We start from the raw sequence: 11,412 nt of genomic DNA, 5'->3' as shown, positions 1-11,412 counted from the left end.
ATTAACGCCTATGGCAACGCCGGCAACAACGTGCTGATCGGCAATGCCGGCAACAACGTCATGTTCGGTGGCGCAGGTCTGGATACCCTGATCGGCGGTGACGGCAACGACACCTACAACATCGATCAGGCCGGTGAACTGGCGCTGCTGGTGGAGAACGCCAACGAAGGTTCCGACGTTATCAACATCACCTACGCCGCTACCGCGCAGGACAATGTCGTCGACCTGAGCCAGGCCAGCCTGCAAAACGTCGAAAACGTTCTGCTGTCCGGTGCGGGCAAGTTCAGTCTGATCGGTAACGATCTGAACAACATCATGCTGGGCAATGCCGATAACAACGTGCTCAACGGCGGAGCCGGGGCGGACACGCTGACCGGCGGCGGCGGTGCCGACACCTTCGTTTTCGCCGCGGTCAACGAGATGGGCCTGGGCCTCAATCGCGACGTCATCACCGACTTCAACAGCCTGCAGGGTGACAAGATCGATCTGACGAAGTTTGATGCCAACCTGCTGGACGCCGGCTTCAATGGCTTCTCCTTCATTGGTGCGGCAGATTTCACCGGCGCCGGCCAACTGCGCTTCGTTGACCATGTGCTCTCGGGCAACGTCAGTGGCAACGTCGGTGCCGATTTTGAAATCCAGCTGGTCGGTGTGAACAGCTTCAGCGCCAACGATCTGGTGGCCTGACGCTTATCGAAACCTGTCACGGCCTGCCACGCAGGCCGTCATGCACACGAAAAACGCCCCGACTGGTTCGGGGCGTTTTTTTATCCTCGGCGATGGTTGCTGGCTAATCCAGCACACCCAGTTCCTTCGCCCGCGCCACGGCCTGCGTACGCCGCTCGACACCCAACTTGCTGTTGATATGGCTGGCGTGAGTTTTCACGGTGTGCAACGAGATGAACAACTGCTCACTGATCTGCTGGTTCGAGCAGCCTTGCGCGATCAGTCGCAGCACCGCCAGCTCGCGGCTGCTGAGTTGTTCGGCGGCGGTTTCCATCGGGCGGCTGGCAGCAAGCGGAAAATGCGCCAGCAGTTGCTGGCTGACCGCGGTCGCAGAGGTCAGCGCCAGCTGCCCGCGCAACCAGTCCGGGGATTGTTGCATCAACGCATCGAACGGCTGCAAGACGCCCCCGGCGGCCGCTTCCAGTGCCTGGCCGAGGACTTTGCGCGCTTGCGGCTCCCGCCCGCTGTCGAGCAGCAACGCGACTTTTTGTGTCAGCGCCATCACGCTGAGCAACTGCCGGCCGGTTTGCTGGCCGTTCTCATGCAACACATTCAGCCGCCCCTCGGCGAGCATCGGCTGGCCCTGAATCCTGTCGAGCAACGCTTGTTGCAGCTCGACGTGCAGGGGCAACTGTGGATGAAACTCCGGTGGCGCGGCGGCGCGCTCGCCGGTGTAGGTCTGGCCCAGCCGCGCCAACCAGGCTTCAGCCAGATCGGTACGGCCCTGCGCCAGCCACAGCTCGCATTTGACCAGCGTGATCATCGCCAGATAATAGATGGGAGGCACGTCCCAGATGTGCATCAGCCGTTCAGCTTCGGACAATTCGGCGAAAGCCTTGGCGAACTCGCCGGCGGCGCCGTCCAGGCGGGCGATCACGCAGTGACCGATCAACACGCTGATATCGCGACAGGCGCGCGCCTCGCCGATTCCGGCCAGTAAACGTGCGCGTGCGGCTTGCGGCTGCAAGCGCATGGCCAACAGAAAACCTTCGTACAGCGTCAGCCGGGCACGCACCGCATACAAGCGTTGCGGCGACAGCCCGCGCAGACGCTCGAGGCCCTGATGCACTTCATCCAGCGCGCGCAGAATTTCACCGCGCGACTGCAATACGCGCGCGCGGTCGTAATGGGCCAACGCTTCAAACAGCGGATTGCCGACCCGTTGCGCCAGTTCAAGGGATTCGCGATTAAGACCACGGGCGCGCCATAGATCACCATCGGCAATCGCCAGATTGGACAGGGTCGACAGGCACATCAGCCGCTGGCCGTAGCGTTTGGCGGGCAGGCTTTCCAGGGCTTCGCTGCAATACCTGAGCGTCAGTTCACGGTGGCCGCGACCACGGGCAATGATCCCGCTCAACGCCAGCCATTGCGCCAGCATCGACTTTTGCGCAGTGGCCGAAGGCGCTGGCAGAAAGCGGCTCAAATGGCTGGACAGCTCTTCAGCGGCATCGAGCTGGCAAGCCAGCCCCAGCGCCCAACTGTAGAGGACGATCAGCCGTGGCGTGCTGATCAGCAGGCTGTCAGGCAAGTCCATTTTCCAGCGCAGCAGCATGCCGACGTTTTGCTCGGCGAGCAGTTGTTCCTCGGACAGGTTCTGCACCAGATTGGCCGCCACATCGAGGTGCCCGGCGCGCAAGGCCTGCTCCACCGCTTCGTCGAGCAGCCCCTGCGCGTTAAACCAGCGACAGGCCCGCAGGTGCAGGGTCGCGGTCGGCACCATCGGCTGGGCAATGGGCCGGCTGCGCAGCAGATCAGAAAACAGGTGGTGGTAACGATACCAGTGCCCGTGCTCATCCAGCGGCACCAGAAACACCTGATGCGCGAGCAGGAAACGCAGGATTTCGGCGCTGTCATGGGCTTCGCGCACCGCATCACACAGTTCACTGCAAAAGCGCTCTTGCGGTGCCGTGTCATAGAGAAACGTCTGCACTTCGGGCGGCAGGCAATCAATGACTTCTTCGAGCAGATAGTCGCGAATCAACCCCTCCCCGCCATTCAGCGCTTGTGGCAGCGCGGCTTCGTTGCCGGCCTCGGCCATCGCCAGCAACCAGAAACGCAGGCCTGCTACCCAACCTTCGCTGCGCAGGATCAGACTTTCCAATGCCTCGCCGCGCAGTGAACTGCTGTGGCGATCGAGCAATGTCAGGGCTTCGTCGTGGGTCAGGCGCAGGTCCTGTTCGTGCAGTTCAAGCAGCTGGCGGGACAGGCGCAAGCGCGCCAGATGCCAGTCGGGGCGTTGGCGACTGGTGACCATGACCAGCAAGCCGTCCGGTAAATGATTGAGGAAGAATTGCAGGCAGCGATCGAGTACCGGGCCTTGCGCCAGATGGTAATCGTCGAGCACCAGCAGCAAGGGTGCCGCCGGATCAAGGTGCAGGGCCAGTTCATCGAGCAGGCCGTCGAGCCATTCTTCAAACGCAAACGGCTGATGGCGCTGACGCATCTTCAACAGGCCCAGTGCGCGGCTGCCCAGTTGCGGAAAATAATCCTGCAAGCCTTCGAGCAAGCGCTCCAGAAACCGCCCCGGATCGCCGTCACGCGGGCTCAGGCCCAACCACAGACTTTGCCACTGCGCCGGCAGGCTCTGACAGAACTCCACCGCCAGCGAACTCTTGCCGAAGCCCGCCGGAGCGCTCACCAGCAATAGCCGACCACCGAGCCCGGCTTGCAGGCGCTCGCAGAGTCGTGGTCGCAGCACGTAGCCGTCGGGTAATGGCGGGCGAAAAAAACGCCCGTCCAATGCCGCGACGGCAACACTTGCGGGACCCGGAAGTGGAGACAGATCAGTCATGGCCGGCTCTTGTTCGAATGGCTATTGGCGGCGTTGCAGATGTCCGCAGACTAGCCTTAAACGAACCGGTTATGAAGGTCGCTGCTACAAATGGCTACAAAAAAGCTACACAGCGCCGACAAAATCCGCCATCACCGATCAATCGCGCCCGGTGATGAATCCCTGTAGGAGCTGCCGCAGGCTGCGATCTTTTGACGTTGTTTTGCCCCCCAAAAAAGCAGGATCAAAAGATCGCAGCCTGCGGCAGCTCCTACATAAGTAGGGAAATATGAGCGCAAAAAAACGCCCCGAACCAGTCGGGGCGTTTTCACGAGGATGCGGCCTCGGGGTTACAGCGGTTTAGCGAACACCATCCTGACGCAGCGCGGCCGGGGTGAAGTCGCTGGTGGTGGCGGTGAAACCGAAGTCATACGCCTGCTTCTCTTCGTTCTTCATGCCCAGTGCCAGATAACGGCCGGACTGCAGGTCGTAGAGGGTTTCCAGGGCATACCACGGCACTTGCTTGTCGTAGTAGTTCTCGGCATGCGCCTCGGCTACACGCCACAGTTGGCCACGACCGTCGTAATGGTCGATAACGGCTGCCTGCCAGGTGTCTTCGTCGATATAGAAGTCACGCTTGGCGTAGATGTGGCGCTGACCTTCCTTGAGGGTGGCAACCACATGCCAGACGCGGCGCAGCTCGTAACGCGCCAGATCCTGGTTGATGTGACCGGCCTTGATGATGTCAGCGTACTTCAGTTTCGGATCATCGAGCTTGTAGCTGTCGGAGGCGATGTACATCTCTTTCTTGCCTTCGAGCTTCCAGTCGTAGCGATCCGGCGCACCGTTGAACATGTCGAGGTTGTCGGAAGTCCGCAGGCCATCCGCCGCAGTACCCGGGCCGTCATAGGACACTTGTGGCGCACGACGGACACGACGCTGACCGGCGTTGTAGACCCACGCCGAACGTGGCTCTTTCACCTGGTCGAGGGTTTCGTGCACCAGCAGCACACCACCGGCCAGACGCGCCGGCGCAGTCACTTTCTGCTTGAAGTAGAACAGGATGTTGCCCGGGTTTTTCGGGTCATAGTCCTTCATCTTGTCGCGGAACACGAACTGATCCTGGAAGTACACCAGGCTGTACGAGCCGTTCGGTTGCGGCGTGGCCTGGGTCACCAGACGGGTCACGCTGCCGCCGCGATAGCGGGTAATGTGGTTCCAGATCACTTCCACGCCGGTTTTCGGAATCGGGAACGGCACTGCCGTGTCGAAGTTCTCCAGACCGTTGCCGCCGGACACCAGGTTGGTGGTGGTAGCGTTCTTCTTGATGGCGGCGAATACGTCATCCGGCACAGTGGCACCACGATGGGACGGGTACACCGGCATTTTGAACGTTTCCGGGTAACGCTTGAACATCGCGTATTGCCCCGGCGCCAGTTTGTCCTTGTACTTGTCGGCGTCCTTGGCGGTGATGGTGAACAACGGCTGTTCACTGGCGTAAGGGTTGGACAGGAAACCGCGCGCATCGACGCTGCCGGCATTCTTCGGCAGCGGCTTCCAGGCTGGAATCGAACCGTCGGCATTACCGGCCATTTCAGCGCCCATCGGGGTCAGGCTCTTGCCCAGCTTGTCCGCTTCGGCAGCGGGGACCGCCGCCATGACGCCGGTCGCCAGCAGCGACAGGCCCAGAACACCGGCGTGGAACAGACTCTTTGTTATTTTCATATGTGTGTTCGTCCTGAAATGCAGTGCTTAGAAGTTCACGCCGAAGCTGAGCGCAACGAAGTCGCGGTCATCCACAGTGGTGTACTTGCCGTCGAAGAAGTTGGTGTAAGCCAGGCTCGCGGTGTAGGTGTTCTGGTATTCGGCGTCGACACCCAGGCTGACCGCCTTGCGGCCTTCCTCGAAGTTGCCGCCAGGGCCTGGCGAGTAACCGCTGACGTCGTGCTGCCAGGCCACGTTAGGCTTGAGGTTCACACCGGCAAACACATCGTTGTATTCCCAGATGGCACGGCCGCGGTAGCCCCACGACATCGATGTGGTAAAGCCGTCGTTGTTGCAATTGCGGCTGCGGTTGTTCTGCGGCGAACCCGGCCCCGCGCCATTGATGGTGCTGGCGTTGAGAATGTTGGCGCAGGTATCGATACCACCAGTGGCCGGCAGCTCACCCGGGCCATACACCGGATCGCGGCCATAACGCATGTCGGAACGGCTTTCCAGCCCGCCGACATAAGTCGCGCCAACTTCACCGACGAGGGTCAGACGGCTGGCGCCCATGACCTGATCGAAGAAGTGCGTGAACGTTGTCTGGATCTGGGTGATTTCCTTGCGCTCATAACCATGCAGATCCTGACCCGGCACGCCGTTGAGTATCGAAGCGTTGGTCAGTGCGCCGCCGATCGGACGCACACCGGCGAACAGGATGTCGGTCGAGTTCAGTTGCACCGGTGCGTTCGGACGGTAGCTGATTTCACCGCTCCACGCCGTGCCGGTAGGCAGGGTGGTGGAGAAGCTCAGACCGTAGAGGCGAATGTCTTCAGGGTATTCAATGAAGTAGTTCGAGTTGCCCGCGACCAGCAGGGGAGCGAGTGCCGCAAAAGGCCCCGGCAGCGCGCGCGCCGTGTTGTAGACCGATTGCGGAGCACCGGTGGCGCTGAAGATCGGCGCACGGCTGTGATAGTTCATGAAGTAGGCGCCGAACTCGGTATCGAGTGGCTCGTACATGTACTTGAAGGACGCGCCCCACTGGCCGCTGTCACGGGCATCGCGATCCGGGCCACGGCGCACCAGAACCCCTTCTTCGTTGACGTTGACACCGTTGGCGGCCAATGGCCCCAGGGCGATGGCCGGGATTTGCGAGCGCTTGTTCAACACGCGCAAGTTGTCGTTGCAACCGTCGGCAACGATGTCCGGCTGCGAAAAGAACGTGCCGCAGTTGTCGACAACGGTCTGATCCCATTCCAGTTGGTAGAACGCTTCGGCCGAGAGGTTCTCGGTCAGGCTCTGCGAGACGTAGAACATGTTGACCGGGATCAGGCCTTCCTTGATCTCGGCACCGGGACGACGGAACGCTGACACGTCGATCGGGTTGATCGAGTTGATGCCGCCGCCGATGAAAGTACTTTCACCCCAGCTCACCACCTGTTTGCCCAGACGCACGGAGCCCGGCTGATCGGCAATCGAGTAGTTGTGGTAGACGAAGGCGTCGAGGATCTGGCCGCCGGACGACTTGGCGCCCTCTTTGCGGCCCGTATCGCTGATGTCCTTGAATTGGCGGCTTTCATCCTTGAGTTCGAAGTCGTACCAGTATTTGCCACGGACGAACACGCCGGTGTCGCCGTATTTCAATTCAAGGTCATGAATGCCCTTGAAGATTTTCGAGAAAGTTTCGCCGCTCTTGAAGTTGGCGTGACCGTCATCGGAAGTCTGCGACAGGCCATGGCCGCCGTTGTTGACGCCGATGAGGTTCTTGTTCGGGCTCTGAGTAGACCAACTGGCACCGATCGACAGGGACGAGTCGAACTGGCCTTCGATTTCACCGACGTTGAAACTGACGCCGAAAGCGGGCCCGGCGAGCGAAGAGGCAAGACTGACCGCCAGAGGCAGTTTCGCCCGGCGCCAGAACTGGTTTACTGAGGTCATCGACGCTACTCCATGTGCATTATTGTTATGGCAGTGAGTACTTTTAAAAACGCTGTGGAGGAGCGGACGCCAGGGCTGCCCGAAATCACTCCAGAGTTACTCGCCCCAATCAGTGCGTGTGCTCCGTTCTTAAAAATCCTTGAACGGACTATATCCAGCAGGGGGTACTGCTTGATCCCTCTAAAGTGTGATTTGCAGTCGCCAACCACTCTGGAACAGTCCTTTCGCCAGTCCGACACTCGTCGGCACGGCAAGGATGGCTGAATTTTTCGATTTCACAAGCCAAGCGCTTGCTTGGTGGGTCTGGCGCGCCGTTTTCGGCGCGCCAGCAGACACTAAAGTGTCGAGAGGAAGGTGCTGTTGTTGGCCTGCCATTCAGTGATGTCGAGGCGGATGCGCTTCTTGTCGAGCTTGCCGACACTGGTCTTGGGAATTTCAGTAACAAGGGCAATCTGACTCGGGATCGCCCACTTGCTCAGGTGCCCCAATTCCACGAACGGCTTGAGGTGTTCCTTGAGCTCTCGCGCCCCGATCACGTGCCCTTCGCGGATTACCAGCAGCGCAAACGGGCGCTCGCCCCACTGTGGATCGGCGATGCCCACCACTGCTACTTCGCGTACCGCGACATGCCGGCTGATCAGGTCTTCGAGGTCCAGCGAGGAAATCCATTCGCCGCCGGTCTTGATCACGTCCTTGATGCGGTCGCGGATGTCGATCACGCCCATGCTGTCGAGTGTGGCGACGTCGCCGGTGTGCAGCCAGCCACCGGCCCACAGCTCGGCGCCCTTCTGCGGTTCATTGAAATAGCCTTCGGTGAGCCACGGTGCGCGCAGCACCAGTTCGCCCTGGGTTTCGCCGTCGGCCGGAAGGAAGTTGCCGTCGCCGTCGACAATCGCCGCTTCGACCAATGGCCCCGGCACGCCAGCCTTGATCCGGTAAGTAGTGCGTTCGTCTTCGCTGCCGGCCATCAGCTCGTCATTGAGGTGCGCGCAGGACACCAGCGGCCCGGTCTCGGACATGCCATACGCCGCCGTCAGCTGAATACCGCGAGCCTTGGCGGTTTCATACAGCGTGCGATTGAGCGCGCTGCCACCGATGACAATTTTCCAGCCAGCGAAATCGGTGTCTTGCGCACCTTTGGCGTTGAGCAGCATCTGCAGGATGGTCGGCACGCAGTGGGAGAACGTGACCTTCTCCTTGCGCCACAACTCGACGAGAAATTCCGGGTCGTAGCGGCCCGGATAAACCTGCTTGAGCCCAAGCATGGTCGCCACATAAGGCAGGCCCCAGGCATGCACGTGAAACATCGGCGTGATCGGCATGTACACATCGTTGGTGCCCAGCAGGCGCACGCTGTCGATGGAGCCCATGATCGTCGCCACGCCCATGGTGTGCAGCACCAATTGCCGATGGGTGAAGTACACGCCTTTCGGGTTGCCGGTGGTGCCGGTGGTGTAGAACGTGGTGGCGACCGAGTTTTCGTCGAAATCCTCGAAGTCGTACTGCGGACTCGCGGCGGCCAGCAGTTGCTCGTACTCACCGACCAGGTTCGGCAAGTCGGCAGTCTTCTCCGGCAGATCGGTCAGCAGCAGGGTTTTCTCGACGGTGGTCAAGTGCGGCGCGATCGCCTGATACAGCCCGACGAACTCGCTGTTGACCAGTACAAAGCGGTCTTCGGCGTGGTTCATGGTGTAGAGAATCTGTTCTGGCGACAGGCGCACGTTGATGGTGTGAATCACCGCGCCGATCATGGGAATGGCAAACATGCATTCCAGGTAACGATGGCTGTCCCAATCCATCACCGCCACGGTGTCACCGGCTTTCACACCGGCGGCCGTCAGCACATTGGCCAGCCGCGCCACGCGCTCGATCAGCGTCGGATAGCTGTAGCGTAACTGGTCACGGTAGATGATCTCGCGGGTTTTCTCGTAACGGGCGCCGGACATCAGCAGCCGTTTGATCAGCAATGGATACTGGTAGGCCCCATCGGCCGGGGGAATGACGCGAGTCTGCAACATATGAATCCCTTTTCTGGCTGCACGGTGTTGGCGTAGAGATTTGTACTCTAGAACCCTTATACGCCAGCCAAATCAGCCAAAGGAATGATTTGCAGAGCCGTACAAATGCTAGCCTTGCGCCAGCATTTGCCGGTTTTCTTCACCGATCAGGCCGTTTGTCCTACAGCTGCCTCAGAAGGTGTCCGTGGGAAAACCACTGCTGCGAGGAAGGTCAGCGCGCCGAAACCCGCGAGAATCAAGTAAAGGCCTACAAAACCATGGCGCGGTTCGACGTAGGAAATCAGCGGAATCGCTGTCGCACTGGCACCGAACGACAAGCAGTAACGCAAGGCGAACACCCGCGATTGCCACTGTGGCGCAACGAAGTTGGCGACCATTGCATCGTTGACCGTGACCTGACCGAACACCACGAACATGAACGCCGCACCGAGGGCAATCACCGCCCAGCCATCGGCGTAAGCCAGCGCAAACAGCAGCGGCGCCTGGCACAGCGTCAACACAATGAACGGCCATTTCAGGCTGAGCCGGTGCAAAACCCGGCCGATGCTCAACTGCGCGACCGCCCCGAAGGCATACGCCAGGCTGACCACCACACCGAGGGTTTGCGGGGAGGCGAACAGCTCATGCAAACGCTCCTGAAACAGTTTCGGATAGGTCATGGTGGTGGCGTTGAACACCACGCCGCCGGTGGCCGTGGCCAACGCCAGCACGCCGAAGACCATGACCATCGAAATGCGCTGACCTGCGGCGCCCTTCAATGGCGTGTGCGCACGCTTGGGGATCGGCTCCTCACGCACCTGCAAGGCGAAGCCGACACCCAGAACAATCGCCACCGCACCGGGTATCAGGAACGCCGAGCGCCAGCCGAACTGCGCCACCAGCAACCCGGTAACCAGCGCCGAAAATGCTACGCCGAGGTTGCCCCACATGCCATTGATACCGATTTCGCGGCCACGGTTTTGTGCGTAGGCGACCAGCATTGCCGTGCCCACCGGGTGATAAATCGCGGCAAAAATGCCGATCAGGGTCAGGCCGAATACCAGCATCATCGGGCTGCTGCTCAGGCCGGTGAAAATCGCCGAGGCGCCGATGCCGAAGAAAAACACCAGCATCATTTGCCGGCGGCTCCAGTGATCGCCCAGCCAACCGGCCGGTAGCGAGCAAGCACCGAAAGCGATGAAGCCGCCCAGCGACAGGCCGATCAGCGCGGCATAGTCGAGGCCAAAGGCCTGGGTCATGCCGAGTACGGCGGCGGGAAAAATCAGCATGAACATGTGATCGATCACATGGGCGGCGTTGATGTAGCGAATAACGTTTCTCGATTGATTCATGGCGGCACGCTTTACGTTGTTGTGTGCCGCTTATGCTAAGTTGGCCGGAAAGCGCATTCCTGCCAAGCAAGTCATTGAATCAGACATGTTGATCAGCCACTTTGAACACGGCCCGGTGAGCGCCTATCCCCGGGATTATCTCGACGGCGCGCACCAGCCGCTGCATGTGCATCGCGAGGCGCAGTTGCTGTACGCGGCCAGCGGCATCATGCGGGTGGTCACGGCGTCGGGCGCATGGGTGATTCCGCCGAGCCGCGCGGTGTGGATACCGCCGCAAGTGGCGCATGAGATTTTCATGAGTGGCGACGTGCAAATGCGCTCGCTGTTCATCGCTCCCGAGCGGTCGCCGGCCAGCCTGCAACAGTGTTGTGTGCTGGCAGTAACGCCGCTGCTGCGCGAGCTGATCCTGCGCGCCGTGCAAGGCCCGCCGCACGCCGACAACCCGCTGATTCAGCAACTGATGCTGGAAGAACTGGCCAGCCTGGAAAACCTGCCGCTGCACATTCCGATGCCGACTGATCGACGCCTGCAAAATATTTGCCTGGCGCTGCTGCACACCCCCGATCATCCCAACACGCTGGAAGACTGGGCGCAGCAGGTCGGCGCCAGCTCTCGCACGTTGGCGCGGCTGTTCCAGCAACAGTTAACGATGAGTTTCAATGCCTGGCGCCAGCAATTGCGCCTGATGGAAGCCCTGCCCCGCCTGCTCGCCGGCGACAGTGTGCAGCGCGTGGCGCAGGATTTGGGCTACGCCAGCGCGCGGGCGTTCAGCGCGATGTTTCGCCGTTTGCTGGGCGAGAATCCCCGCGACTACCTCAACACCCTGAGCAAGCTCAGCCAAATCGTATAGGAGCCATGTAGGAGCTGCCGAAGGCTGCGATCTTTTGATCTTGGTCCTTAAAAACAAGATCAAAAGATCGCA

6 protein-coding genes and 1 pseudogene are annotated in these 11,412 nt (G+C 60.6%); 2 read left to right on the top strand and 5 right to left on the bottom strand.

The features are described from left to right. Positions 1 to 687 (top strand): annotated as a pseudogene (locus tag EJA70_RS08445) (hypothetical protein); the annotation flags it as partial. 103 nt (positions 688 to 790) lie between these two features. Here the strand turns inward: EJA70_RS08445 and EJA70_RS08440 are convergent. From EJA70_RS08440 to EJA70_RS08420, 5 genes are all read right to left on the bottom strand, one after another. Beyond that, complete coding sequence (locus EJA70_RS08440; RefSeq protein WP_158830463.1) at positions 791 to 3,520, bottom strand: LuxR C-terminal-related transcriptional regulator; 2,730 nt, start codon at positions 3,518 to 3,520, stop codon at positions 791 to 793. Positions 3,521 to 3,859: 339 nt separating this feature from the next. Beyond that, entirely contained in the window at positions 3,860 to 5,224 is a 1,365-nt protein-coding gene (locus EJA70_RS08435) for a DUF1329 domain-containing protein (RefSeq protein ID WP_008084017.1), read from the bottom strand. Between the two features lie 27 nt (positions 5,225 to 5,251). Then, the gene (locus EJA70_RS08430) at positions 5,252 to 7,141 is read right to left on the bottom strand and encodes a DUF1302 domain-containing protein (RefSeq protein ID WP_008084016.1); all 1,890 of its coding nucleotides are present in this window, start codon (positions 7,139 to 7,141) and stop codon (positions 5,252 to 5,254) included. Between the two features lie 335 nt (positions 7,142 to 7,476). Next, positions 7,477 to 9,159: a fatty acid--CoA ligase gene (locus tag EJA70_RS08425; RefSeq protein ID WP_158830462.1), complete on the bottom strand. Its 1,683-nt coding sequence runs from the start codon at positions 9,157 to 9,159 to the stop codon at positions 7,477 to 7,479. A 146-nt stretch (positions 9,160 to 9,305) separates the two neighbouring features. Then, positions 9,306 to 10,490, bottom strand: coding sequence for an MFS transporter (locus tag EJA70_RS08420; protein ID WP_158830461.1), 1,185 nt, complete (start codon positions 10,488 to 10,490; stop codon positions 9,306 to 9,308). 85 nt (positions 10,491 to 10,575) lie between these two features. On the opposite strand from EJA70_RS08420, the gene EJA70_RS08415 reads away from it, so the two are divergent. Beyond that, a complete protein-coding gene (locus EJA70_RS08415) occupies positions 10,576 to 11,340 on the top strand; it encodes a helix-turn-helix domain-containing protein (protein WP_158830460.1) in 765 nt (254 codons plus the stop codon). Positions 11,341 to 11,412 lie beyond the last annotated feature (72 nt).

Source organism: Pseudomonas sp. PB103, assembly GCF_009764635.1.
Classification (GTDB): Bacteria; Pseudomonadota; Gammaproteobacteria; order Pseudomonadales; family Pseudomonadaceae; genus Aquipseudomonas.
Note: the sequence above shows the minus strand (reverse complement) of the source record. Positions and strands in the feature narration are given on the sequence as shown.